Source organism: Rodentibacter sp. JRC1, assembly GCF_020521555.1.
Lineage (GTDB): Bacteria > Pseudomonadota > Gammaproteobacteria > Enterobacterales > Pasteurellaceae > Rodentibacter > Rodentibacter abscessus.
The window spans coordinates 1,086,215-1,110,665 of record NZ_BPWA01000001.1 but is presented as its reverse complement, the minus strand read 5'-3'; the positions used below and the strand labels follow the sequence as shown (position 1 = coordinate 1,110,665).

Genomic DNA, 24,451 nt, shown 5'->3' with positions numbered 1-24,451 from the left:
GAATGCTTATTTATGAATAACGAAGAGGATATGCTATCCCCCCCTAGAACGAATGTGCGTGAAATCGCTGCCATTGACCTTGGCTCAAACAGTTTTCATATGATTGTTGCACGTATTATGAACGGCTCAATTCAAGTGCTGTCACGTTTGAAACAAAAAGTAAAACTCGCGGAAGGTTTGGATGAAAATGCGATATTAAGTCAGGAGGCGATAACGCGCGGTGTAAATTGTTTGGCGTTATTTGCCGAGCGCTTACAAGGTTTTGCGCCTGAAAATGTGAATGTTGTCGGCACTTATACGTTGCGAAGAGCGGTCAATAATGACGAATTTTTACGCCAAGCCGCAAAAGTTTTTCCTTATCCGATTAATATCATCAGCGGGCAAACCGAAGCTAAGACCATCTATGCCGGCGTGTGTCATACCCAGCCGGAAAAAGGACGAAAATTGGTGGTAGATATAGGGGGTGGCTCTACGGAAATGATTATCGGCGATGATTTCACGCCGATCGTGGCGGAAAGCCGTCATATGGGATGTGTGAGTTTTGCGGCAAAATATTTTCAAAATGGTGAAATCTCTAAGGAAAACTTTGAAAAGGCGTATCAAAGTGCGGTCAATAAAATCGAAGATTTAAGCTGGGAATACCGTAATTTGGGATGGCAATCCGCATTGGGTTCTTCCGGCACAATCAAGACAGTGCATCAAGTCATTACCGCAACATTAGATCCGAACGGTATCATCACAAAATCGCGTTTAGAAGATTTGATTGAGCAAACCTTGCACGCCTCACATTTTGATAAATTGAATATTGTGGGCTTGAATCCGGAACGTATAGATGTATTTGTTCCGGGGTTGGCGATTTTAAGTGCCGTATTTGATGTTTTTCATATTGACCATATGCGTTATTCGGACGGCGCATTGCGTGAAGGCGTTATCTACAGTATTGAGAAAAATTTTCAAGTGGCGGATATTCGCGCGCGTACGGCGTGGGGGCTGACGGAACAATTTGATATTGATACCGAGCAAGCGCACCGCATTGCCGGCAGTGCAAATTTATTGATACATCAATATACGCAATGGGTAAAACCGGAAATGGCGGAAGAAATGCAAGATTTATTGCTTTGGGCGGCGCGTTTGCATGAGGTGGGTATTGTAATCAATCATAAAAATATGCAAAAACATTCCGCTTATATTTTGCAAAATATGGAATTGCCGGGTTTTGATCGTGAACAACAACGCTTGCTCACATTGCTGGTTCGTTCGCATATCGGTGTGCTGAAAAGCGGTGATTTGATTAAATTTGCCCGTTATGATGAACAAGATGTGGTGGCATTAATTCGTTTATTACGTCTTGCGGTGATTCTCAATAAATCACGCCAAGCTACGGAGAAAACCAAACAAATTACGCTTAAAATTCACCGCTCTTCTTCAAATTGGATGTTGGAATTTGAGCAGGGGTATCTTGATCGTAATCCGCTGGTTTGGAATGAACTTCGTCAAGAAAGTAACGGATTGAAAGAGTTGGAATTGGGGTTGGTGTTTAATTAGGATTTATTTTTCCCTCTTTGTATAAGAGAGGGAATTTGTTTTTGTATTGATGGTTGCTCTAACAACAACGAATACACATTCGCCAAAAAATAAGTTTGTTCTGCCTGAGGAATATCGAAAGGCATAAAGGAAAGTAAATCTTCGTGAATGGTTAAAACTTGCGGAAAAACGACCGCACTTTGGATTTCTTCAAACATATCCTGATAAAGCGGGGAGGCGCAACCACCACGTTCAATACGTCCCAGACTACAAGCAATGTGAAATAATAACATATCGACTAAGGCGGAGTTTACGTTCGCTTTCCAGTAATGTTCAAGACGATCACGTAATTGAAATACGATCTCAATAATTGGCTGATTAATCTGTCCGCGTAATTTCCAACGCTCAAGTTGATTAAGCAGTCGCATTTAGACTCCTGTTCCTCTAAAATAGGCACTATAATCTAACGTACTTTATGTGAAGAAAACAGTGCAGAGATCACAAATTTGTAACAAATCCCTTTTGTAAGGAATAAAAATGATAGATAACAGGCTTTTTAGCGATTATGACGGGTTGATTTTCGATATGGACGGTACGTTGATTGATACGATGCCTGTTCATGCGAAAGCGTGGGGTATTGTGGGCGAGCAATTCGGCTACGATTTTGACAGTCAAATTATGTATCAATTGGGTGGTGCGACAGTGCGAACAATCGCTGCTGCGATAATGCAAAAAGCCGGAATGCCCCAAGATTATCTGAATGATGTGATTGAGGCAAAACGCGCCCTTTCCTATCAACTTATCCCTACGGAATCGAAATTGCTGCCGACTTTTGAGATTGTTCGTCATTATTATCAGAAAAAGCCCATTGCTCTCGGTTCGGGTTCACATCGTCATTTGATTGATATGTTAATGGCAAAACTTGATATTGCCGCTTATTTTAATGCGATTGTCAGTGCTGATGATGTGAAAGCCCATAAGCCTGATCCGGAAACCTTTTTACGCTGTGCAGAATTAACCGGTGTCAATCCGACCAACTGCATCGTATTTGAAGATGCGGATCTTGGCGTACAAGCCGGATTAAGTGCCGGAATGGATGTTTTTGATGTACGCACAGGCGAAATTATTAAGGCATAAATAATGACTGAATATGAAAAAATGATGGCGGGTTTAGCGCATTTGCCGGCTAAAAAAGAGCTAAAAGATTTACGCAGACGTGCGCGTGAAATTTTGTTTGAATTTAACCGCACTTCACCGAATGACGATATAAAACAAAATATCTTGCTCAGGAAATTATTCGGTCAGGCTGATGAAACTACATCAGTTAACGAACCTTTCCATTGTGATTACGGTGTGAATATTAAAGTCGGGAAAAATTTCTTTGCGAATTATCACTGTGTGATGTTGGATAATGGTGGCATTACGATTGGGGATAATGTGATGTTTGCACCGAATGTAAGCCTTTATACGGTGGGACATCCTCTTGATACGGATTTGCGTAATGAGGGTTGGGAGCAAGCGAAACCGATCACGATTGGCAATAATGTATGGATTGGCGGCAATGTGGTGATTTTACCGGGTGTAACCATTGGGGATAACGTGGTGGTGGGAGCGGGATCGGTAGTCACGAAAGATCTGCCCTCAAATGTGTTGGCATTAGGCAACCCTTGTCGGGTTGTGCGTGAAATTACCGAACAAGATCGCACACATTACATTCGCACTTATCAACCTGATTTATAAATGGATTGGCTTTCTTTTGAGTTTTGGGCGACTTTTTTACAAAGCCACGCATTGTGGTTGATGTTCGCCAGTGCTTTCCTTAGCGCAACGGTCTTACCCGGTAATTCGGAAGTGGTATTCGTTTCTCTTGCAATGCCGAAATTGGCTTTTGGTTCCGTATTTAGCACAGAGATTTTTTGGCTTGTCTTTATCGCCACATTGGGAAATGGATTGGGCGGTTTAACTACCTACGCTATCGGGCGTTGGTTGCCAAAATTTGAAGGAAAAAATGACCGCACTTTGTGGGTGATGGAAAAACTTCAACGCTATGGTGCGGTGGCGTTATTATTGAGCTGGTTACCTGTTATCGGTGATATATTTTGTGCTGTTGCGGGTTGGTTAAGGCTGAATGTTATGGCGAGTTGTTTGTTCATTTTTCTTGGGAAATTGATCCGTTATGTGATGTTATTGTTTCTCAGCTCGCCTTTCTTATTATAGAATGCACGGATAAAAAAAGCCCTTCAACGAGTGAAGGGCGAATAACCTAAGGAACCAATTTTATTAAAACAACTGCAAGTTGCTTGTTTTATAGGACAAAGCGCTTTTAGGAAAGTTCACAGGAAATTGACAATTTCCTAAGAAAAGTTATAACACAATGATTTAAGAGGAAAAATTTATGCCGTTACTTGATAGCTTTAAAGTTGATCACACAAAAATGAATGCGCCCGCCGTGCGCGTTGCCAAAACGATGAACACACCGAAAGGGGATAACATCACTGTTTTTGATTTGCGTTTTTGTATTCCGAACAAAGAAATTTTGCCACCGAAAGGTATTCATACCCTTGAGCATTTATTTGCCGGGTTTATGCGTGATCATTTAAACAACGACAGTGTGGAAATTATCGATATCTCGCCAATGGGTTGTCGCACCGGTTTTTATATGTCGTTGATCGGCACACCGGACGAGCAACAGGTGGCTCAAGCATGGTTAGCTTCTATGCAGGATATTTTGAAGGTAAAAGATCAAGCGGAAATTCCGGAATTGAATATTTACCAATGCGGCACATATACCGAACATTCTTTAGAGGAAGCGCACGATATTGCTGAAAATGTCATTGCTCGCGGTGTCGGTGTGAATAAGAATGCCGATCTGACGCTTGATGAATCATTGTTAAAATAAGGAGATGATATGACAACCCTCGGCACGGCATTAACCCCGAATGCGACAAAAGTGATGCTGCTCGGTTCAGGCGAATTAGGTAAAGAAGTTGTGATTGAATTACAACGTCTGGGCGTGGAAGTTATCGCCGTGGATCGCTATGAAAATGCACCGGCACAGCAAGTGGCGCATAGAGCTTACACCATTTCTATGTTAGACAGTGAGGCTCTTAAAGCTTTAGTTGAAAAAGAAAAACCGGATTATATCGTGCCGGAAGTGGAAGCGATTGCTACCGACACTTTGGTAGAATTAGAACAAGCAGGCTTTAATGTTGTTCCCACTGCAAAAGCGACCCGACTCACAATGAATCGTGAGGGCATTCGGCGTTTAGCTTCAGAAGAATTGGGTTTACCTACTTCGCCTTACCGATTTGTCGATAATTTTGTCGATTTCCAAAGTGCGGTAGAAAAAATCGGAATTCCTTGCGTGGTAAAACCGATAATGTCTTCTTCCGGTCATGGTCAGAGTATTTTGAAATCGAAAGAGGGTTTGCAAAAAGCTTGGGATTACGCACAAGAGGGCGGACGTGCCGGTGCGGGTCGAGTGATTGTGGAAGGGTTTGTTAAATTCGATTATGAAATCACGCTACTCACTGTTCGTCATATTGATGGAACGAGTTTCCTCGCACCAATCGGACACCGTCAAGAAGATGGTGATTACCGTGAATCTTGGCAGCCACAAGCAATGTCGGATATAGCGTTACAAAAAGCACAGTCTATTGCAGAGAAAATTACCGGTGCCTTAGGCGGTAGAGGTATTTTCGGGGTTGAAATGTTCGTTTGTGGCGATGAAGTGATTTTCAACGAAGTTTCGCCGCGCCCGCATGATACCGGTATGGTTACCCTTATTTCCCAAGAATTGTCCGAATTTGCCTTACATGCACGAGCAATTTTAGGTTTACCTATTCCGGAAATTACCCTCATCAGCCCGTCTGCTTCTAAAGCTATTGTGGTGGAAGGGAAATCGAAGAATGTTCGATTCGGCGGCATTGAAAAAGTGCTTGCAGAACCTCATACCAACCTCCGTCTATTCGGCAAAGGTGAAGTAAACGGTCATCGCCGTTTGGGTGTGTTGTTGGCGCGTGATATTTCCGTAGAAAAAGCCTTAGATAAAGTAAAACGGGCTTATGAAAAGTTAGAAATTCATTTATCCTAAATTAATTTGGGTACTGTAATGTTAATATGTTTATTGATTTATACAGTACCCAAATATTAATTAATCATCTAAGCTTTTTGAATAAACTGCTGATAATTAGTTTTTTAATTTTTGAATATATAATTGATAAATCGGCAAGTTTTGTAAAACTCTAATTTTTTGTTGATAAGTATTTACATAATGATCCACTGCGGGTTTTACTAATAAGTAATGATCATCTTCCGTAGTTGCTTTTGGAGACCAAAGGTAATCATCAAAAGCAATAACACCTCCTATACGCACTAAACGATGTGCAAGCAATGCATCAAACAAAACATCAGGCGCTTCGTGAGAACCATCAATATAAATAAAATCGAAGTGGTTTTCGTATCCCTTCGCCAGTAATTCGATCATTTTTTGATGCGATGTTCCTTTGTGCTTAACTATATTCACACCGCCAAAACAATTTAATGCAATAGCTATATTATGATCAAAATGTTGTTCTACGGTTTTCATATTATATTTACCGATATGCTCAAGTGCGCCTTCCCATGTATCGATACAATGTAGTTCTAGTTGTGGATGATGTTTTAAACAGTTTTCAATAAAAAAGATCGTTGAACGCCCCTCAAAAGAACCGACTTCTAAGATTTTAGTCGGTTTAATAAAATTAATAATTGCCGTTAGGTTTGGAACATTATGATTGAACCAATCTTCTTGGAACTGATACTCTATTGGTTGGTTTGACATAGGTTTTTCCTTATCATAATTATCAGATTATTTGCATGTTACACTCTAGCACACTTTTACTACCCGTAAGTGCGGTTAATTTTCACAGTATTATGTACTTTTCACTTTGTGCAACAAAGACATAATGGTGAATTTTCATTATTATATAGCAGTTATTTAATTGGAGTAGGGAGTGTTGAGCTTTGCATAACGCACTATTTCATCGTTAATTTCAATCGCACTTTTTTATATATTAATGGATTGCCGTAAAACCAAACTGGGGTTAAGTTTAATCGTTTGATAATTACTATAGGGCTCTTTTATACGTTGTAATAAAATTTCTACGGCGAGTTTGCCCAGTTCGGCTTTTGGCTGACTGACTGTTGAAAGCGGTGGGGAGAGATAGCGTGCTAATTCAATATCATCATAACCGATTACGGCAATATCTTGCGGAATTTTTAGCCCTTGTTGATGAATCACCTGATAAGCACCTACTGCGATAGTGTCGCTACAACAGAAAACGGCGGTCGGGCGGTCGGGCGTTGCGAGTAATTTCTTCATACCGATAACGCCCCCTTCAAAATCAAAATGGCTTTCAATAATCCAAGCCGGATTAGCTTGAATATTCGCTTCAAGTAAGGCTTTTTTGTAACCTTCCAAACGATTAACCGCCAAGGATTTTTTTAAATTACCGGTAATAATGCCAATCTTTTTATGATTGGCATCAATCAACGCTTTTGTTGCTAAATAACCGCCTAGTTCTGAATTTTCAAGAATTTTATCGGCATTTAATTCCGTAAACCACCAATCCATTACCACTAAAGGAATGGATGTGGTGATACTTGTTTCTGCATTAAAACGGCTATCGCCACACATGAGCAATAACCCGTCCACCTGTTTATGGATGAGTGTTTGTAGATTTTGTTGGAGCCGTTTGTTATCACCGCCTGTTGTGGCAATAATCAGATTGTATTGATGTTGTTGGCAATATTTTTCCACACCCGCCATCACTTCCGCAAAAAACGGATTGTTTGTTGCAGTAACCAGCAAGCCGATGGTTTTTGTTTCTCTCACCTTTAAACTGCGTGCTACGGCTGAAGGGGTATAATTTAGCTCTGCGACGACCCGCATCACTTTTTCACGAATTTCATCACTCACAAAACGTGAGCCGTTTACGACGTGGGAGACGGTGGAGGTGGAAACCTGCGCTAATCGTGCGATATCTTTCATCGTTGCCATAAAAAATTCCGTTTTTTGACCGCTCTTTAGGCATTTGCCAGAAAATCTAAGGTTTCTTGTTTGGTTGGAATGGAGGGTTGTGCACCTTGTCGGGTTACGCTAATAGCCGCTGCGGCTTGGGCAAATCGAATCGCCTCTTCAAAAGATTTTTCTTCTAACAATGCGGTAATAAAGCCGCCGTTAAAGGTGTCGCCGGCGGCTGTAGTATCCACCGCTTGTACGCAAAAACCTGAAATTATTTTATGTTCGCCTTTTCGGCTGAAGAATACGCCTTTTGCACCCAGCGTAATCATCACGCAATCAATGCCTTTTTGATGAAGCACTTGTGCCGCTTTTACTGCACTTTTTTCATCTGTTACACAAATACCGGTAAGAATTTCTGCTTCTGTTTCATTTGGCGTAATAATGTCTATTTGACTTAATAAATCATCGGATAAAGGTTGTGCAGGAGCAGGATTTAAGACGACTTTCACGCTATTTTTCTTGGCGATTTTTGCGGCAAGTTCTACGGCAGGAATCGGTGTTTCCAATTGCATAAGTAAGCAATCGGATTGGGCAATTTGTGCTTCACATTGTTTTACGATTTGTTCATTCAAATAAGCATTTGCGCCACGGGCTATCACAATGCTATTTTCGCCGGATTGTGCCACTTGAATAAAGGCGATGCCTGTCATTTCTTGTTCGATAGTGGCGATGTGAGTCGTATCAATACCGTCCTGTGCAAAAGCGTTTTTCATTGTTTTCCCAATAGTATCGCCACCAATACAACCGATAAATGCGACATTTGCACCTAAACGTGAGGCGGCTACCGCTTGATTCGCCCCTTTTCCACCATAAGCAATACGATAATTTTCACCGGTTAAGGTTTCCCCCGGCTTGGCGAAATAAGGCACAGAAATAATATGATCAACATTGATACTGCCAAGAATGGTGAGATTTTTTTCCATATTGAAATCCTACTTTTAACGTATATTGCACGCTGCTTATATTATAAAGGGCGCATATAATACGCCCATTAGGTATGATATAAAATAAACTATTCACTGATCACTTTCAAATCGACAGGAATTTTTGCTTCAACTTTTTCGCCTTTCAAAACTTTGTCGGCAGTAACAACACCAAGTGAACCGATTAAATCCGGTTGTTGTGCTATGGTCGCTGTCATTTTTCCACTTTTCACCGCTTTTACGCCGTCTTCCGTGCCATCAAAACCAACCACAATCACGTTTTTGTTTGCTGCTTTAATGGCACGTAATGCCCCTAATGCCATTTCATCATTTTGAGCAAAAATCGCTTGTACATCGGCTTTGCTGGTGAGTAAGTTTTCAGTAACATTTAAGCCCTTAGTGCGATCAAAATCTGCCGGCTGACTGGCAAGCACATTGAATTTGTGTACATCAATCGCTTGTTTGAAACCTTCACCTCGTTCACGTGCCGCCGAAGTGCCGGCAATGCCTTCCAATTGAATGACTTTTGCACCCTCACCTAATTTTTGTGCGATAAAATCGCCTGCCATTTTTCCGCCAGCGACATTGTCGGAGGCAATATGACTGACCACTTTACCCTTTGTCGCACCACGATCTAAGGTTATGACCGGAATATTATTGCGGTTTGCAATTGCAACGGCATTTCCTACCGCTTCGGAATCGGTCGGGTTAATCAAAAGCACTTTTGCCCCTCGAACGGTTAAATCTTCAACGTTAGCCAGTTCTTTTGCAGGGTCGTTTTGAGAATCCAATACCACGAGTTTATAGCCCAGTTCATCGGCTTTTTTCTGAGCTCCGTCTTTTAATGTAACAAAAAACGGATTATCTAAAGTCGAGACTGCCAAAGCGATAGTCTCTTGGGCGGCGGTTGTATTGGAAATCGCTAAACCGAATAATACGGCGGAAGTAAGAGCGGTTAATTTTTTCATCATTTTTTCTCCTTTAAGTGAGTTATGGTTTTTTCGTACCAAGATAGTTATCGGCTAACACGGCAACCAGAATAACGACCGCTTTTGCTATCATTTGATAGTAGGATGAGATATCCAACAAATTCAGTGCATTATTTAAGAAACCGATAATGAGAGCCCCAATAAGCGTTCCCATTACACGACCTTTACCCCCCATCAAACTGGTTCCCCCCACGACAACGGCAGCGATAGCATCCAATTCATAAGATACGCCGGCTGTTGGTTGGGCAGAAGAAAGACGAGAAGTTACAATAAGTCCTGCAAGGGCGGATAAGAATCCACTTACGGCAAATACAAACACTTTAATTTTATTAACATTGATCCCTGAAAGCTGCGTTGCGGATTCATTACCGCCTAAAGCATAAATATAACGACCGATTGGAGTATGTTTTAAAATGTACCAAGCAATAGTAAATACGGCAGCCATAATCCAAATTGGCACAGGCATACCGAGAAAATAGCCCGTACCTATAGCAGCAAAGGTATCCGCATTATCAGAAAAACCGGTTGTGATGGGACGACCGCCAGTGTAAACCATTGTTATACCACGCAGTAATGTCATCGTAACAAGGGTTGCAATAAAAGCCTGAACTTTGCCTTTTGCGACAATCACACCACTCACTCCACCTAGTAATGTACCCATTAACAATGTGGTGGGAATCACCAATAAAATCGGCAATTCACGGCTGACCATAGCGGCGGCAATCGCACCGGTAAGTGCCAAAATTGAGCCCACGGAAAGGTCGATTCCTGCAATGAGGATCACGAAAGTCATTCCCACCGCAATAATGGCATTGACGGAAGTCTGACGTAAAATGTTCAAGAGATTATCCACACTGAAAAAATCTGGATTTATTATTGAAACGATAGCAATAAGGATAATCAGTGCAATAAACGAACGCTGTTCAATTAAAAAATGACCTATTTGGAAACGGGAAGAATCTGTTTTCATCATATTTACCTACTTATGTTTACCGATGGCTGCCGCCAATAATTTTTCTTGTGTCGCTTCGTCACGGGAAAATTCCGCACTGATTTTGCCTTCTCGCATCACTAAAATACGATCACTCATACCCAAAACTTCCGGCATATCAGAGGAAATCATCAAAATACTCAAACCCTCTTTTTTAAATTCATTGATAAGTTGATAAATTTCTTTACGGGCCCCTACATCCACCCCACGAGTCGGTTCATCTAAAATCAAGACATTTGGACGAGTCATCAAACCACGGGCAATCGCAACTTTTTGTTGATTTCCACCGGAGAGCAAGCCTACCGGTTGATTGCGACTTGGCGTTTTAATATTGAACATTGAAATAAAATCATCTACTGCCATTGTTTCTGCTTGATGGCGGATATGCCCCTTTTGAGAAAAATGTTCGAGGGAGGTCAGAGACATATTTTCTTTAACCGACATCCCTAAAATCAGCCCATCACCTTTGCGATCTTCAGAAATATAGACAATGCCGTTATCCAATCCGTCTTGTGGGCTGCGATTTTCAATCTCTTGATTTTTTAACCGCACTTTACCTGCTGTTTTCGGCAATGCACCGTAAAGTAATTTACCGAGTTCTGTTCTTCCAGCCCCCATTAAACCGGATATGCCGACAATTTCACCTTCATATAATTTGAAAGAAACATCATTAACGCCACAGCCGCTGACCTGTTCCACCTCCAACACGCACGCACCTTTAGGTTGTTTTAAATAGGGATATTGTTCATCTAAACGGCGACCTACCATCATTTCGATTAAATCATCTTCAGTGATGTTTGACACAGCACGTTCACCGATAAATTGACCGTCACGCAAAATGGTTACATCATCACAAATTTGAAAAATCTCCTTCAAACGGTGCGAAATATACACAATGCCTCGATTTTCAGCCTTGAGTTCTCTAATCACTTTGAACAAAGCCTCGGTTTCTTTATCGGTGAGGGCGTCAGTCGGCTCATCCATAATGATGACGCTGGATTCAAAACTTAACGCTTTGGCGATCTCTACCATTTGTTGTTCACCGATAGAAAGTTTACCGCACAAGGTTTCGCTACTGTGGGTCATACCTAAACGGCTTAAGAGTTTATCTGCTTCTTGGTACATTTTTTGCCAGTTGATTGCACCCCACGGCGTTTTAAATTCACGGCCTAAAAAAATGTTTTCGGCGATTGTCAAATTACTCACTAAATTTAATTCTTGGTGAATGATACTAATCCCCGCTTCTTGCGAGTTTTTAGGGCCTTTGAACGCCACCTCTTTGCCGAGATATTCAATCGTGCCGGCATCTTTGCTATAAATCCCCGTGAGTACCTTCATCAAGGTCGATTTGCCGGCACCATTTTCACCCATCAACGCCATCACACGCCCGGCATAGACGGATAAACAAGCGTTGCTCAAAGCTTTTACGCCGGGGAAAGATTTATCCACACCACTCATCTTAAGGAGAGTTTCCATATTTTTCACCTTTAATTAAAACGGCACACCCGAATATAAAATCACATTGGCATAAGGTGAACATTCACCGCTACGCACAATAGCTTTGCTCTGTTGAGAATATTGTTTGAAGGTTTCGTGTGGTACAAATTCCACTTGAATAGGATTGCCTTGGCTCGCTTCAAGATTGCGAAGTTTTGCCAAAAGAGCGGTCAAAATTTCAGGATTTTTTTCTTTAATTTCTTCTGCAATGATGGCTCGTTCCACAAACATTTCACTGATAACGCCATCTAAGGTTTGGAGAAAGCTTGGGATACCCGCAGTGAGAGCGAGATCTATCCGTTCCATATTGACTGGAATTGGCAACCCCGCATCACAAACAGTTAAACTTTCTGTATGCCCCAACGTAGCAATACAATAGGAAAGTTGAGCATTTAATAAGGTTGTTTTTTTCATTCTAAATCTCTTTTTTATATTATCGAAACGTTTCGATTACTTTAAAGCATAATAGAGATGACCGCCGAAAAACAATCACGAATTTTTAAATTTGGGATAATGATCACAAAATTTCTAAATGAAACGATCAATTGAAGTGTATTGTTCATCTTTACTATGATATAACGGAGAGAATATTTATGAATAAATATTGCATATAAATTCAAAAATAAATAATATGTATGCAAATTAAAGACTAAATATGCAAATACAGGAGAATATACGATGAAAAAACAACTTTTACTCAGTATTTTAATGGGCATAGGAGCAGTTGCGAATGCCGAAGAATTAACTTTTGGTACTGAACCAAGCTACCCACCGTTTGAGGCGACAACCGAAAAAGGCGAGCTTGTAGGATTTGATATTGATATTGCACAAGCAATTTGTAAGGAAATTCAGGCGACTTGCCATTTCAAAACACAGCCTTTTGATGCCTTAATTCCAAGCTTAAAAGCAAAACGTTTTGATGCGGTAATGTCGGCTATTGATATTACGCCGGCACGGGAAAAACAGGTTTTATTTAGTCAGCCTTATTATGATAGCTCCGCAAGCTACATTGCATTAAAAGGTAAGGGAAATTTAGCGACGGCGAAAAATATTGGAGTGCAAAACGGCTCAACGTTCCAGCAATATACGGTGACCGAAACACCCCAATACACCCCGAAATCTTATGTGAATTTGCAAGATGCCATTTTAGATTTACGAAACGGTCGGATTGATATTGTGCTAAGCGATACCGCATTATTGGCAGATCTTATTGCAAAAGAACCGAACATTGAATTTATCGGTGAAAAAGTGATGAATGAAAAATACTTCGGCAGCGGAGTCGGCATAGCACTGCATAAATCGAATAAAGCACTACAAGAACGCTTAAATCAAGGATTGAAAACCATCAAAGAAAACGGCGAATACCAAAAAATCTATGACAAATGGATGAAAAAGTAAGTTGAAAAAACGTAGTGAAAATTGACCGCACTTTGGGCTGCTTCCTAAAAAGTTGGACAACCGAACCAACAGATTAAAGTACAGGTTTTTATAGGAAAAAAGTGATGCATTTTACGTCAAGTGAATTCACTTGAGATACTTTTACCACAACAAAAAAAGCCCACAACAATGTGGGCAAACAGAAATTATTCTTTAATGGATTTGCGAAGATCAAACTTATAGGAAACAAACCCATACAATGTCCAACCGATAAAGGTGGCGATTGATCCGTATAACATAGCCTGTTCACCGGCAGCATAAAGTGCATACACACTGTACATTGAGCCGATAAATGCAACGAATACGGTTGTTTTGTATTTTTTGGCTGGAACTTGTTCTGCTTTTAGTAGAACAGCTAAAGCTGCCATTGAAAGTAGGTATGGAATAACATTGGTCACAACAGCTAAATCGACCAATATGTTAAATTGTTTATTTAGCGATGGACTGATTGTCGTTAAGGATAGCAAGGTTTGAATCGCTGTAATAGTTATCATACCAATAATCGGTGCATCTTTGCTTGTCACTTTTTTGAAGAATGCCGGGAAGTAGCCTTCTTCTGCGGAAGATTTGAACACTTGTGCAATGGTAAATTGCCAGCCTAATAAAGAGCCGAAGCAAGACATTACCATTAATCCCATTATGATTTTACCGACAGTTTCATTAAACATATGGGCAAAAGCCAAACCAAACGGTGCGGTAGATTGTGCAAGATCCGTATTTGGTACGATACCTGCAATGACGTTGGTTGATACGATATAAATTACCGCAGCCCCGATTGTTCCGCCCAATACGGCAATGGGTACGTTTTTCTCCGGGTTTTCAACGGCATCGGAATTGGCACAAGCGGATTCTAATCCTAAGAACGCCCATAAAGTCATAGAAATAGAGACGCTGATCGCTTCAAAGGTCGGTACATTATGGGGATTCCAAGAGTTAATATAGAGTGAGCCGTCAAACCAATACCAACCCACGATACAAATCCCTACAACCGGAATAATAACGCCCCAAATCGTGAATGAGCTTATATTCCCTGTAATTCTTGCGCCACCAAAGTTAAGGACGGTAGCAAGCCATAATGTAAAGATGGTCCATAATGCGATGGATAAAGGAGAAAGCGTTGCACCGAACAATTCGGAACCGTAACCTACGGCAGAAATTGCAATCGCCGTATTGGCAATCACCAAAGAAACACCGTAGGTGTAGTTGGCCATAAAATTACCGGCTTTACCGAAAGAATATTCGGCATAGCCGCCCATTCCGCCGGATTTTTTGCTAAACATACCGCATTGTGCGAAAGCGTAGGCAAGTGCAGTAGAACCGACAGCTGTAACCAGCCAAGATACGATAGAAATTGTACCGATTTCCGCTAATTTTGTCGGCAACATGATTATGCCTGAACCCATCATATTAACCATAGTGAGAATGGTAAGTTGTACCACACCGATTTTATTACTTTTTGTACTCATCATTTATTCCTCAGCGTGCGGTCAAAATTCTCAGAGAAAAATGACCGCACTTTTTTAGCTATTAATGTTCATTTAATACATAACCGTATGCGCGGGTTCGTCCGTCAGGATCTTTTTGTAAATAGACCCCTTGGATTTCCGGTGCAAAACCGGGTAAGGTATTAATCCCTTCTTCTAGCGCTAAGAAATATTGTTGAGCGGTGGTACTCCATTTTTCTCCCGGTACGACACATAAAACGCCCGGAGGATAAGGAAGCGCACCTTCAGCTGCAATTCTGCCCACGATGTCTGTTAGTGAGACTAATTCCACATTGTTACGAATTAGCTCAATATTGGCATCGCGAGGATTCATCGCATATTCTGGTAAGGTTGCTTTACGGAATAAATCTTTTTGTAATTGTTTTACATTTCGACTTACATAAAGATCATGCATTTCCTGACATAATCGGCGAATGGTATAACCTCTGTAACGTTCTTCGTTATTTTGGTAAACCGTTGGTAATACGTCTTGTAATAGGGAATTTTGTTTGATATGTTTCTCAAACAATGCGATTTGGGCGACTAAGGTTTGCATTTTTGTTAAGGTTTCAGCAGGCGTTAACAAAAATAGGATGGAGTTCAAATCGCATTTTTCCGGAATAATACCGTTTTCACGCAAATAGTTGGCTAAGATGGTGGCTGGAATACCGAAAGACTCATATTCGCCGGTTTCCAAGCTAATGCCCGGTGTGGTTAGTAAGAATTTGCAAGGATCAACGAAGTATTGTTCGTCTTCATAGCCTTCAAATTTATGCCATGTATCGGTTGGATGGAATTTGAAAAATTCAAGGTTTGTGGCGATTTCTTCCGTATCGTAATCTTGCCATTTTTTACCTTTTATCGTTGTCGGAATAAACGGACGAATAAGTTCACAATTATTCAAAACAAGCTTGCGGGCTTCAATCCCTACTTTTACACAGTCATGCCATAAACGGCGACCGGCTGCGCTACCTTGGATTTTTGCATTCACATCAAGCGTTGCAAATAGTGGGTAGAACGGACTGGTTGATGCGTGTAGCATAAAGGCATTGTTAAAGCGTTTATGGTTGACATAGCGGCTTTGACCCTTGATATGCTTGTCTTTTTTGTGAATTTGAGAAGCTTGTGAGAAACCGGCTTGTTGTTTGTGAACGGATTGTGTCACGATAATACCGGGATCGTTTTCATTTAGTTCCAGCAAGAGCGGAGAACAATCTTTCATCATTGGAATAAACTGTTCGTAACCTACCCAAGCGGAATCAAATAAAATGTAATCACAAAGATGACCGATTTTATCCACGACTTGACGAGCGTTATAGATCGTACCATCGTAAGTTCCCAATTGAATAACCGCTAAACGGAACGGGCGTTTTTTATCTGCGCTTTCAGGTGCGGTTTCTTTAATTAAAGCTCTTAAATAACTTTCCTCAAAACAATGGTTATCAATACCACCGATAAACCCAAACGGATTACGTGCCGTTTCGAGATAAATAGGTGTTGCTCCGGCTTGAACTAATGCACCGTGGTGGTTCGATTTATGATTGTTGCGATCGAATAAAACAAGATCACCCGGCGCTAAAATTGCATTCAATGCCACTTTATTTGCAGATGATGTACCATTTAATACAAAATAAGTTTTATCCGCATTAAACACTTGTGCCGCATGCTTTTGTGCATCACAAGCCGCGCCTTCGTGAATGAGTAAATCACCCAATTTCACATCAGCATTACAAATATCCGAACGGAAAATATTTTCTCCGTAGAAGTCATAAAGGAAGCGACCTGCCGGATGTTTACGGAAATATTGACCGCCTTGGTGCCCCGGACAGTCGAAAGCAATGTTCCCCATTTCCACGTATTCGCTAAGCATTTTGAAGAAAGGTGGAAGCATTTTTTCTTCGTAAAGTCTGGCTGCGGTTTCAATTTGGCGGCTATAAAGTTGAATATCATAACCATTAAAATCTTGGATATGGTAAACCGAATTATAAAATTCAGTTGAAAGTGGCTGTTCGGTCGTCTGGACAACAAAAACAGGTATATTAAATTCTGTTGCTTTAATTGGTTTAATAAACTGAGCAACGTCCATTGAACTTAATACGATAGCACCAACGTCAGTGAAATCTGTTTGTGTGATTTCCACCATATCTCTTTCCGTAAAGAAATATTTAGTGATTGTCGGACTATATGCAATTTTTAAATTAGGCATAATTAACTCCTTATTTATTTTTTGAGAAAAATAACCCTAGCACTATAAAAATAATGCATGGTTTTACTTTTTAAATAACAAGAGAGTGCATCACTAATATAAAAATATTAGTAATTTATTCTTATTAATTTAAAATGAATTAATTAGCTTTAAAGTTAAAACAATAACCTTTATCAAGTTATATTTATTTTTAAAGCTAAGATCTCTCTGAATAGTGGTAGGTTATTCAGAGAGTAAAAAGGATGGTTTATTTTGAGATGTAAAAACAGAATAGGAAAAACAGGAACGATGTGATGGCATCATAATGTGTCTTGTTCGGCGAATATGTGCCATTAAAGAACGACCTTTTATTGGATTAAGCGTTAAAAGGCGTACAATTCTTGTATGTATGTATGTATGTATGTATGTATGTATGTATGTATGTATGTATGTATGTATGTATGTATGTATGTATTTACTTGCATAGAATCCTCCCTATATCTATACAATTCAACAAATTTATCTTCACTATTATTCTGCGCCTTCCTAAAACTGGAATCAATAATGAATATTAAAAAATGTGATCTTGGTCAAAATAAATTTGTTTTTTTATTTTTAGTAACATTTATTTAACATTAAATTTTCTTATTTTTGTTTTTTATTTAAATAATTTTTGTATCTATTTTAATTTTATCTAAGTATAATGCAATAGATCATAAATTAAAAGGAGATAAAAATATGAAAAATGTATTATTATTCAGTAGTTCAAAATATAAGGAAAGTGGCTATTTAGTACATACGATACCTTTATTAAAACAATTTTTGGCAGATTATCATGGTAAAAAAATTGCCTTTGTACCTTATGCCGGAGTGAGTCGTACTTACGATGAGTATGAAAAAACGGTGCAAACCGCATTAGCAGAACTTGATATAGAAATAATTTCTGTGCATCACGGCAAACGGCATTGCGATATTATTGAGCAAGCCGATGTGATCGCAATTGGTGGTGGTAATACGTTTTGCTTGTTGAAACAACTTTATGAACATCATTTAATTGAAGTGATTAGAGAGAAAGTCAATGCCGGCATCCCCTATTTTGGTTGGAGTGCGGGGGCAAATGTAGCAGGAGCCTCGATAATGACGACGAACGATATGCCAATTACTTATCCCCCTTCTTTTTCTGCACTGCAATTATTCCCCCATCAAATCAACCCACATTTCATTTCCGGCAAAATGCAAGGTCATAACGGTGAAAGTCGTGAAGAACGTTTAGCGGAATTTTTACTTGTCAATCCGACCGCACTTGTCTATGCACTTCCGGAAGGTACGGCATTACACATTCAAGGTGCGTCTGCTACTGTGCTGGGTGAAGCACCTATTCTGCGTTTCAGTGAAGGAATGCGATGTGAGACGTTTGCAGTAAATACGACTTTTTCTTATTAACCTAAAGGAATATTTTATGGAGTTATTTAAATCTATTGTGGCGATCATTGGTATTTTTGCCACAGTTTATTTTCTTATAAAAAAATCGGAAACACGAACCGTGTTAATCGGTATAGGTTTGTTGATGTCGATTTTAACGCTAAATCCAATGGGAGCGCTTGATGCGTTTGCCAAAAGTATGACATCAAGCGGCTTGATTATGGCGATTTGTTCCAGTATGGGTTTTGCTTATGTGATGAAATACACGCAATGCGATACGCATTTAGTACATTTACTGACTAAACCCTTAAGCGGATTAAAATTCTTCTTAATTCCGATTGCCGCCATTATTACCTTTTTCATTAATATTGCTATTCCCTCTGCGGCGGGTTGTGCGGCGGCGGTAGGGGCAACCTTGATTCCCGTGCTAAAAAGTGCAGGTGTTCGCCCTGCCACTGCCGGAGCGGCAATCTTAGCCGGGACTTTCGGCTCGATGATGAGCCCGGGTTCTTCCCATTCTGCAATGATCAGTGAAATGTCCGGTTTAACCATCACGGAAGTCAATCTTTCTCACGCGCCTTACAATATGATTGCCGGTGCTATCGGTGCGATTGTATTGACGATTTTAGCCCTTGTTTTCAAAGATTATGGAAAAGCACACAGAGAGGCTTACCTTGCAGAACAAAAAGAAAGCGAAACTCAAACCGTTCAGGATGTAAATATGCTTTATGCCCTTGCGCCGTTATTGCCATTAGTGATTTTGGTTGTTGGCGGAACGTCCTTGCAAGAGTTGCCTGGGCTTGAATGGAGCAAAATGGGCGTACCGCAAGCAATGCTCATTGGGGCTATTTACGGCATTATCGTCACTCGAATTTCACCGGTAAAAATCACCGAAGAATTTTTTAACGGAATGGGCAATTCTTACGCTAACGTACTTGGTATTATTATTGCCGCAAGCGTATTCGTCGCCGGTTTAAAATCGACAGGTGCGGTGGATAGTGCAATTTCATTTTTAAAAGAATCCAACGAATTTGTACGTTGGGGGGCAACCATCGGGCCTTTTTTAATGGGGTTAATCACCGGATCGGGTGATGCCGCCGCTATTGCATTTAATAGTGCCGTTACCCCGCACGCGATTGAACTTGGCTATACCCATGTTAATCTCGGTATGGCGGCTGCCATTGCCGGTGCATTAGGGCGTACGGCTTCACCTATCGCCGGTGTAACGATAGTGTGCGCAGGTCTCGCAATGGTTAGTCCGGTTGAAATAGTAAAACGCACTGCGCCGGGTATGGTGCTTGCGGTTTTATTTCTCGCATTATTTATGCTGTAAAACAACTCAAAATCTCACCGCACTTTTAAAGTAAAGTGCGGTCGTTTTCACCAAACTTTTTAAGGAAGAAAAAATGAATTTAGATCTACAGCAACTCATTCACTGGCGTCGTGAATTTCACCGTTTTCCTGAAATTGGGGTAATTTGGGGACGGTAGGTTGTTTAGATGGGATAGCCTATTTTAGTCAGTCATAATACCGCAATATTAAACCGCACTTCTTTCAAAGTGTTTTTCATTTTTTTACAATATCGCCAAATTTAACCAACTGAGGATTTCATTATGAAACGACGTCATTTTATTCAAATCGGTGCCGTAAGTATTCTTACGTTAAGTACAAACCGTTTTGTGATGGCAAAAGGAAAAAGTGATGTGGACTTGCGTATTATCGCCACCACCGATATTCATAGTTTTTTAACGGATTTTGATTATTACAAAGATGCCCCGACCGATAAATTTGGTTTTACGCGCGCTGCAACCTTAATTCGTCAGGCTCGTTCCGAAGTAAAAAACAGCGTGTTGGTGGATAACGGGGATTTAATTCAAGGCAATCCGATTGCAGATTATCAAGCCGCGCTGGGTTATAAAGAAGGTAAATCCAACCCCGCGGTGGATTGTTTGAATGCGATGAATTATGACGTAGGCACGCTCGGAAACCACGAGTTCAATTATGGTTTGGATTATTTAGCCGATGCAATGAAACAGGCTAAATTTCCGATCATTAATGCAAATGTAGTGAAAACGGGCACTGATGAACCTTACTTCACGCCTTATATCATTCAAGAAAAAGAAGTGGTGGATAACAAAGGCAAAGCACATAAATTGAAAATCGGTTATATCGGTTTTGTTCCACCGCAAATAATGGTTTGGGATAAAGCGAACTTACAGGGCAAAGTGGAAACCCGGGATATTGTGAAAACAGCACAAAAATACGTGCCGGAAATGAAGAAAAAAGGGGCGGATATAGTGATTGCCTTGGCGCATACCGGCCCTTCTGATGAACCTTATAAAGAAGGAGCGGAAAATTCGGCTTTCTACTTGGCGGATATACCGCACATTGATGCGGTGATTTTCGGTCATTCACATCGTTTATTTCCGAATAAAGAATTTGCGAAGTCCCCTAATGCGGATATTGTAAACGGCACAGTAAAAGGTGTGCCGGAGAGTATGGCGGGTTACTGGGCGAATAATATCAGTGTCGTTGATTTAGGGTTGACCGAACACAACGGCAAATGGATTGTTACTTCCGGCAAAGCGGTACTTCGCCCGATTTTTGATGCGGAAAACAAAAAATCCCTTGTAGAAAATGATCCGGAATTGACCGCACTTTTACAGCCTGTTCACGAAGCAACACGTAAATTTGTAGCGCAGCCGATCGGTAAGGCGAGCGATAATATGTACAGCTACTTGGCATTGGTACAAGACGATCCGACAATTCAAATCGTAAATCAAGCCCAAAAGGCGTATGTGGAAAAAGTGGCATCCAACGTGCCGTCTATGGCCGGATTGCCGATTTTAAGTGCGGGTGCACCGTTCAAAGCCGGAGGGCGTAAAAATGATCCGTCAGGCTACACCGAGGTGAATAAAGGTGAATTGACTTTCCGCAATGCAGCGGATTTATACCTTTATCCGAATACCCTTGTAGTCGTGAAAGTGACGGGCGAACAGCTTAAAGAGTGGCTCGAATGCAGTGCGGGAATGTTCAAGCGAATTGATCCGACCAGCGACAAACCGCAATCTTTACTTGATTGGGAAGGTTTCCGTACTTATAACTTTGATGTGATTGACGGTGTGAATTATGAATATGATCTGACCCAACCGGCACGTTACGATGGTGAGTGCAAGTTAATCAACCCGAACGCACATCGTGTTGTAAACCTCATTTATCAGGGTAAACCGGTTGATCCAAAAGCGGAATTTTTAATCGCAACGAATAACTACCGTGCATATAGCAATAAATTCCCGGGGACGGGTGATAAACATATCGTGTATGCATCACCGGATGAAAACCGCCAAATTTTAGCGGATTACATCAAAGCGACAAGTGAAAAAGCAGGCAGTGTAAATCCAAGCGCAGATAAAAATTGGCGTTTTATGCCAATCATTGGCAACGATAAACTAGATGTTCGTTTTGAAACCTCCCCAAGTGAGCAGGCAGCGAAATTTATCGCCGAAAAAGCACAATATCCAATGCAACAAGTGGACGTTGATGAAGTGGGGTTTGCTGTGTATCGGATTGATTTATCCAAGTAATGAAAACAAGGTGGGCAGATCATTTCCCACCTTTTTAATTGTGAGTTGCAGGGTTTAATTGAAAGTGCGGTCAATTTTCACATTGATTATTAAAAACTTCTTTTGCGACAAAAACTGCAATTGCAACAGCAAAAATTAGCAGAACACCGGCTTTATTTGGAAAATAAATTGAAACTTTATCGAGAGATAATGGGCTGAATTGTGAGAGAAAATAGAAGAATTTAGTTTGTAGTTAAATTGATTTTTTAAATGAGTATGTTCGCTAATACCCTATTTCAATTTTTTGTCTATCAAGAGTTTTGTCATGGGAAAGGGCGTTTATCATAAGGTGAAATCATCTCAATCTAAAGTTTGTCAATACTCGGGAGAGCCGGTTAGAGGTTTATGTATCGTATCCTAAAATGTTGTAAGGAAAATAAAGTGTACAAGCGATCATATTTAATGAAGCTGTTGCAAATAGTTCACAAAAATTGATCGCTTATATCCTGTCAATTACCTAAGAACTCGGTCAATGGGCTTGTTGCCACAGCGTGATTACTCGGTTTACCTAAACCGGCGAGATAGCCTTTTCGCCCTGCTTCAACGGCGAGCTTAAAGGCTTCTGCCACTAAAATCGGATCACCTGCCACTGCCATTGCGGTATTCACTAACACTGCGTCCGCACCCATTTCCATTGCTTCAGTCGCGTGGCTTGGGCTGCCGATACCTGCGTCCACAACTACAGGCACTCGAGCTTGCTCAATGATAATGCGTAAAAAATCTCGAGTTTTCAAGCCGTTATTTGAGCCAATTGGCGACCCTAACGGCATTACGGCAGCACAGCCGACTTCTTCTAAGTGCTTGCATAAAACAGGGTCGGCAGAGCAGTAAGGGAGTACGATAAAACCTTGTTTGACTAACATTTCCGCTGCCTTGAGGGTTTCAATCGGATCAGGCAACAAATAACGCACATCAGGGTGAATTTCGAGCTTGATCCAGTTGGTTTGCAAGGCTTCTCGTGCAAGTTGAGCGGCAAATACCGCTTCTTCAGCCGTTTTCGCCCCTGAGGTATTTGGTAACAATTTCACGCCAATATCCACAAGCGGTTGTAAAATATCATCATTTTGCGTTGCAAGATTGACTCGTTTCATCGCCATTGTTGCTAACTGTGAGCCTGATTTTGCAATGCTTTGTTGCATAAGCCGAGCGTTTGCAAATTTGCCTGTACCGGTAAAAAGTCTAGAGTGAAATTCAAAATCGCCCAATTTTAGTGTATCTGTCATTATCTTTTCCTTTTGTTTGTAAATTTAAGTCGAAATTTGACCGCTCTTTTATGCTCTCAATAAAATAAAATGCTCCACCAATTTAATCATCAACTCTTTTTGTTCGGGTAAACTTTCCGCTACTAACAATGCCAACGCTACCAGCGTGTTATCGTTAATCAGTTGTTCCACAGGTTTGGCGAGTAGTCCTTGGTTGATTCGTAAATACCACAAAAATAGAAATGATCCTGTGCGTTTGTTACCGTCCGTGAGTGGGTGATTTTTTATCACAAAATAGAGTAAATGGGCGGCTCGGGCAGCAATATTCGGATAAAACAGTTCATCACCGAAGCCTGCCTCAATGGTGTTAATTGCCGATTGTAAGCCGTCATTACGCGGATTAGCGAAAAGCTCGGTCGCTTCGCCTTTTTCGATCAAGGTTTGCTTTAATTGGGCAATCGCCTGCAACACATCAGCATAAATAAGCGGTCGCATTTCGGTCTGTTTCTGCAAATTGGCGTTTAAACTTTGCTCATCATAGGCTTGCAACAACGACCAGCTGCGGGCGTAGTCCTGCACGACATTGATCACAGCTTGACCTTCGGTATTGACTAGGGCTTGGTTTGAAAGTGTTTGGCTTAATAAATTGATCGCTTGCTGAAATTCAATGCCTTTTTCTTGTAATCGTTTTTGGTTGATTGCGTAGCCTTTGAGAAGATAATCCTTCAAACGAGCCGTTGCCCAACGACGAAATGCTACACCTTGTGGAGATTTAATCCGATAGCCAATTGAAATAATGCTATCTAAATCATAAAACACAACGGGTTTATCAGAATTTGCAATATGCATTTTTTGCATATTGCTTTTTTCAGTGATTTCTCCTTCGCCTAAAGCATTACGAATATGACGAGAAATGACAGACTGGTCACGTCCAAATAAGCTCGCCATTTGTGCTTGTGAAAGCCAAACGGTTTCTTGTTCAAAACGCACTTCAACTTCAGTTTGCCCATCTTGGCTGGTATAAATCTGGATTTGATTATTCATTTTATTTCTCCTTAAGTTGCAAAATATCCCAAAATCTGACCGCTCTTTTATTTCTTTAATCGTTTT

Annotated in this window: 23 protein-coding genes; 10 read left to right on the top strand and 13 right to left on the bottom strand. The window is 40.7% G+C overall.

Annotation, left to right across the window (positions count from 1 at the left end):
* Window positions 1-12 precede the first annotated feature (12 nt).
* On the top strand, window positions 13-1,545 hold the full coding sequence (gene ppx / locus HEMROJRC1_RS04925) for an exopolyphosphatase (protein WP_226691895.1): 1,533 nt from the start codon (window positions 13-15) through the stop codon (window positions 1,543-1,545).
* On the opposite strand, the gene HEMROJRC1_RS04920 is transcribed toward ppx, so the two are convergent.
* A complete protein-coding gene (locus HEMROJRC1_RS04920; protein WP_226691894.1) occupies window positions 1,542-1,952 on the bottom strand; it encodes a PRD domain-containing protein in 411 nt (136 codons plus the stop codon). The genes ppx and HEMROJRC1_RS04920 overlap by 4 nt on opposite strands.
* Before the next feature lie 109 nt (window positions 1,953-2,061).
* Here HEMROJRC1_RS04920 and HEMROJRC1_RS04915 point away from each other — a divergent pair, with 109 nt between their 5' ends.
* The 5 genes from HEMROJRC1_RS04915 to purT all read left to right on the top strand — a co-directional run bounded on the left by HEMROJRC1_RS04915 (window position 2,062) and on the right by purT (window position 5,617).
* Window positions 2,062-2,661 (top strand): beta-phosphoglucomutase family hydrolase, encoded by a 600-nt coding sequence (locus HEMROJRC1_RS04915; RefSeq protein ID WP_226691893.1) that lies wholly within the window; start codon window positions 2,062-2,064, stop codon window positions 2,659-2,661.
* The gene (locus HEMROJRC1_RS04910) at window positions 2,662-3,264 is read left to right on the top strand and encodes a sugar O-acetyltransferase (protein ID WP_226692934.1); all 603 of its coding nucleotides are present in this window, start codon (window positions 2,662-2,664) and stop codon (window positions 3,262-3,264) included.
* On the top strand, window positions 3,265-3,741 hold the full coding sequence (locus HEMROJRC1_RS04905) for a YqaA family protein (protein ID WP_226691892.1): 477 nt from the start codon (window positions 3,265-3,267) through the stop codon (window positions 3,739-3,741). It abuts the gene before it with no gap.
* Between the two features lie 178 nt (window positions 3,742-3,919).
* Window positions 3,920-4,423, top strand: a complete 504-nt coding sequence (luxS, locus tag HEMROJRC1_RS04900) for an S-ribosylhomocysteine lyase (protein WP_226691891.1) — start codon at window positions 3,920-3,922, stop codon at window positions 4,421-4,423.
* A 9-nt stretch (window positions 4,424-4,432) separates the two neighbouring features.
* Window positions 4,433-5,617 carry a formate-dependent phosphoribosylglycinamide formyltransferase gene (purT, locus tag HEMROJRC1_RS04895; RefSeq protein WP_226691890.1) on the top strand — a complete coding sequence of 395 codons (1,185 nt, stop codon included), beginning with the start codon at window positions 4,433-4,435 and terminating at the stop codon, window positions 5,615-5,617.
* A 96-nt stretch (window positions 5,618-5,713) separates the two neighbouring features.
* Here purT and HEMROJRC1_RS04890 read toward each other — a convergent pair whose 3' ends face one another.
* The 7 genes from HEMROJRC1_RS04890 to rbsD form a co-directional block, all read right to left on the bottom strand.
* Window positions 5,714-6,346, bottom strand: a complete 633-nt coding sequence (locus HEMROJRC1_RS04890; RefSeq protein ID WP_226691889.1) for a class I SAM-dependent methyltransferase — start codon at window positions 6,344-6,346, stop codon at window positions 5,714-5,716.
* 225 nt (window positions 6,347-6,571) lie between these two features.
* Complete coding sequence (locus tag HEMROJRC1_RS04885) at window positions 6,572-7,564, bottom strand: substrate-binding domain-containing protein (protein ID WP_226691888.1); 993 nt, start codon at window positions 7,562-7,564, stop codon at window positions 6,572-6,574.
* Between the two features lie 26 nt (window positions 7,565-7,590).
* A complete protein-coding gene (gene rbsK, locus HEMROJRC1_RS04880) occupies window positions 7,591-8,511 on the bottom strand; it encodes a ribokinase (RefSeq protein WP_226691887.1) in 921 nt (306 codons plus the stop codon).
* A gap of 89 nt (window positions 8,512-8,600) precedes the next feature.
* A complete protein-coding gene (rbsB, locus tag HEMROJRC1_RS04875; protein WP_226692933.1) occupies window positions 8,601-9,479 on the bottom strand; it encodes a ribose ABC transporter substrate-binding protein RbsB in 879 nt (292 codons plus the stop codon).
* Window positions 9,480-9,501: 22 nt separating this feature from the next.
* On the bottom strand, window positions 9,502-10,470 hold the full coding sequence (rbsC, locus tag HEMROJRC1_RS04870) for a ribose ABC transporter permease (RefSeq protein ID WP_226692932.1): 969 nt from the start codon (window positions 10,468-10,470) through the stop codon (window positions 9,502-9,504).
* 9 nt (window positions 10,471-10,479) lie between these two features.
* A complete protein-coding gene (gene rbsA, locus HEMROJRC1_RS04865) occupies window positions 10,480-11,967 on the bottom strand; it encodes a ribose ABC transporter ATP-binding protein RbsA (RefSeq protein WP_226691886.1) in 1,488 nt (495 codons plus the stop codon).
* Between the two features lie 15 nt (window positions 11,968-11,982).
* The gene (rbsD, locus tag HEMROJRC1_RS04860) at window positions 11,983-12,402 is read right to left on the bottom strand and encodes a D-ribose pyranase (RefSeq protein ID WP_226691885.1); all 420 of its coding nucleotides are present in this window, start codon (window positions 12,400-12,402) and stop codon (window positions 11,983-11,985) included.
* Window positions 12,403-12,666: 264 nt separating this feature from the next.
* Here rbsD and HEMROJRC1_RS04855 point away from each other — a divergent pair, with 264 nt between their 5' ends.
* On the top strand, window positions 12,667-13,386 hold the full coding sequence (locus tag HEMROJRC1_RS04855; protein WP_226691884.1) for a lysine/arginine/ornithine ABC transporter substrate-binding protein: 720 nt from the start codon (window positions 12,667-12,669) through the stop codon (window positions 13,384-13,386).
* 185 nt (window positions 13,387-13,571) lie between these two features.
* On the opposite strand, the gene potE is transcribed toward HEMROJRC1_RS04855, so the two are convergent.
* From potE to speFL, 3 genes are all read right to left on the bottom strand, one after another.
* Window positions 13,572-14,891: a putrescine-ornithine antiporter gene (gene potE, locus HEMROJRC1_RS04850; protein ID WP_226692931.1), complete on the bottom strand. Its 1,320-nt coding sequence runs from the start codon at window positions 14,889-14,891 to the stop codon at window positions 13,572-13,574.
* A 61-nt stretch (window positions 14,892-14,952) separates the two neighbouring features.
* On the bottom strand, window positions 14,953-17,115 hold the full coding sequence (speF, locus tag HEMROJRC1_RS04845; RefSeq protein ID WP_226691883.1) for an ornithine decarboxylase SpeF: 2,163 nt from the start codon (window positions 17,113-17,115) through the stop codon (window positions 14,953-14,955).
* Between the two features lie 222 nt (window positions 17,116-17,337).
* Complete coding sequence (gene speFL, locus HEMROJRC1_RS04840; protein ID WP_308443646.1) at window positions 17,338-17,493, bottom strand: leader peptide SpeFL; 156 nt, start codon at window positions 17,491-17,493, stop codon at window positions 17,338-17,340.
* Window positions 17,494-17,832: 339 nt separating this feature from the next.
* On the opposite strand from speFL, the gene pepE reads away from it, so the two are divergent.
* From pepE to cpdB, 3 genes are all read left to right on the top strand, one after another.
* Window positions 17,833-18,537 (top strand): dipeptidase PepE, encoded by a 705-nt coding sequence (gene pepE, locus HEMROJRC1_RS04835; RefSeq protein ID WP_226691881.1) that lies wholly within the window; start codon window positions 17,833-17,835, stop codon window positions 18,535-18,537.
* A 16-nt stretch (window positions 18,538-18,553) separates the two neighbouring features.
* Window positions 18,554-19,849, top strand: coding sequence for a C4-dicarboxylate transporter DcuC (gene dcuC, locus HEMROJRC1_RS04830; protein WP_226691880.1), 1,296 nt, complete (start codon window positions 18,554-18,556; stop codon window positions 19,847-19,849).
* Between the two features lie 277 nt (window positions 19,850-20,126).
* Window positions 20,127-22,100 carry a 2',3'-cyclic-nucleotide 2'-phosphodiesterase gene (gene cpdB, locus HEMROJRC1_RS04825; protein WP_226692930.1) on the top strand — a complete coding sequence of 658 codons (1,974 nt, stop codon included), beginning with the start codon at window positions 20,127-20,129 and terminating at the stop codon, window positions 22,098-22,100.
* A 488-nt stretch (window positions 22,101-22,588) separates the two neighbouring features.
* On the opposite strand, the gene HEMROJRC1_RS04820 is transcribed toward cpdB, so the two are convergent.
* Window positions 22,589-23,362 (bottom strand): thiazole synthase, encoded by a 774-nt coding sequence (locus tag HEMROJRC1_RS04820; RefSeq protein ID WP_226691879.1) that lies wholly within the window; start codon window positions 23,360-23,362, stop codon window positions 22,589-22,591.
* Between the two features lie 48 nt (window positions 23,363-23,410).
* Complete coding sequence (rhuM, locus tag HEMROJRC1_RS04815) at window positions 23,411-24,385, bottom strand: virulence protein RhuM/Fic/DOC family protein (RefSeq protein ID WP_226691878.1); 975 nt, start codon at window positions 24,383-24,385, stop codon at window positions 23,411-23,413.
* Window positions 24,386-24,451: the final 66 nt, after the last annotated feature.

Coding starts and splice junctions, on each gene's coding strand:
- HEMROJRC1_RS04820 (WP_226691879.1), bottom strand. CDS start 23,362: ATGACAGATACACTAAAATTGGGCGATTTTGAATTTCACTCTAGACTT.
- HEMROJRC1_RS04890 (WP_226691889.1), bottom strand. CDS start 6,346: ATGTCAAACCAACCAATAGAGTATCAGTTCCAAGAAGATTGGTTCAAT.
- rbsK (WP_226691887.1), bottom strand. CDS start 8,511: ATGGAAAAAAATCTCACCATTCTTGGCAGTATCAATGTTGATCATATT.
- rbsC (WP_226692932.1), bottom strand. CDS start 10,470: ATGAAAACAGATTCTTCCCGTTTCCAAATAGGTCATTTTTTAATTGAA.
- dcuC (WP_226691880.1), top strand. CDS start 18,554: ATGGAGTTATTTAAATCTATTGTGGCGATCATTGGTATTTTTGCCACA.
- pepE (WP_226691881.1), top strand. CDS start 17,833: ATGAAAAATGTATTATTATTCAGTAGTTCAAAATATAAGGAAAGTGGC.
- HEMROJRC1_RS04915 (WP_226691893.1), top strand. CDS start 2,062: ATGATAGATAACAGGCTTTTTAGCGATTATGACGGGTTGATTTTCGAT.
- HEMROJRC1_RS04905 (WP_226691892.1), top strand. CDS start 3,265: ATGGATTGGCTTTCTTTTGAGTTTTGGGCGACTTTTTTACAAAGCCAC.
- rhuM (WP_226691878.1), bottom strand. CDS start 24,385: ATGAATAATCAAATCCAGATTTATACCAGCCAAGATGGGCAAACTGAA.
- potE (WP_226692931.1), bottom strand. CDS start 14,891: ATGAGTACAAAAAGTAATAAAATCGGTGTGGTACAACTTACCATTCTC.
- ppx (WP_226691895.1), top strand. CDS start 13: ATGAATAACGAAGAGGATATGCTATCCCCCCCTAGAACGAATGTGCGT.
- HEMROJRC1_RS04920 (WP_226691894.1), bottom strand. CDS start 1,952: ATGCGACTGCTTAATCAACTTGAGCGTTGGAAATTACGCGGACAGATT.
- rbsD (WP_226691885.1), bottom strand. CDS start 12,402: ATGAAAAAAACAACCTTATTAAATGCTCAACTTTCCTATTGTATTGCT.
- HEMROJRC1_RS04885 (WP_226691888.1), bottom strand. CDS start 7,564: ATGGCAACGATGAAAGATATCGCACGATTAGCGCAGGTTTCCACCTCC.
- speF (WP_226691883.1), bottom strand. CDS start 17,115: ATGCCTAATTTAAAAATTGCATATAGTCCGACAATCACTAAATATTTC.
- rbsA (WP_226691886.1), bottom strand. CDS start 11,967: ATGGAAACTCTCCTTAAGATGAGTGGTGTGGATAAATCTTTCCCCGGC.
- luxS (WP_226691891.1), top strand. CDS start 3,920: ATGCCGTTACTTGATAGCTTTAAAGTTGATCACACAAAAATGAATGCG.
- rbsB (WP_226692933.1), bottom strand. CDS start 9,479: ATGAAAAAATTAACCGCTCTTACTTCCGCCGTATTATTCGGTTTAGCG.
- HEMROJRC1_RS04855 (WP_226691884.1), top strand. CDS start 12,667: ATGAAAAAACAACTTTTACTCAGTATTTTAATGGGCATAGGAGCAGTT.
- purT (WP_226691890.1), top strand. CDS start 4,433: ATGACAACCCTCGGCACGGCATTAACCCCGAATGCGACAAAAGTGATG.